At 66.3% G+C, this 510-nt stretch carries 1 pseudogene; it reads left to right on the top strand.

What is annotated here, in order from left to right:
• A pseudogene (locus PKE71_RS17590) lies at window positions 1–404 on the top strand (glycosyltransferase family 2 protein); the annotation flags it as partial.
• Between the last annotated feature and the right edge of the window lie 106 nt (window positions 405–510).

The raw sequence follows: 510 nt of genomic DNA, 5'->3' as shown, positions 1-510 counted from the left end.
GGGCGTTCCGCAAGTCGGTCGCCAGACCCTACCTCCGGCTGCTGCCCCCCGGGTTCTCCTGCGTCACCACGATCACGCTGTCGTTCCTGTCCAACCAGCACGACGTGTACTACCTGCCGATCGAGTACAGCAAGCGGGCGGGCAAGTCCAAGTTCAGCTTCATCTCCGACGCCTACCGCTACATCCTGCAGGTGCTGCGGATGGTGATGTACTTCAACCCGCTCAAGGTCCTCATGCCGCCCGCGCTCTGGCTGGTCGGCATCGGCCTGGTCAAGGGCGTCGTCGACATCGTCCGCTACGGGTTCTACCTGACCAGCAACACCATCGTGATCTTCCTGTCGGGTCTGCACATCGGCTCGCTGGCGCTGCTGGCCGACCTCATCGTGCGGTCCAGGAGCGAGTAGATGCGCATCGCGATCGTCGGCCCCGCCCACCCGTACAAGGGCGGCGGGGTCGCGCACACCACCGAGCTGGCCCACCGCCTGCGCGCCGCCGGGCACGACGTGGTGA

The organism is Maricaulis virginensis, assembly GCF_027922185.1.
Classification (GTDB): domain Bacteria; phylum Pseudomonadota; class Alphaproteobacteria; order Caulobacterales; family Maricaulaceae; genus Maricaulis; species Maricaulis virginensis.
The sequence above is the reverse complement of the archived record's forward strand: the minus strand, read 5'-3'. Positions and strand labels throughout refer to the sequence as shown.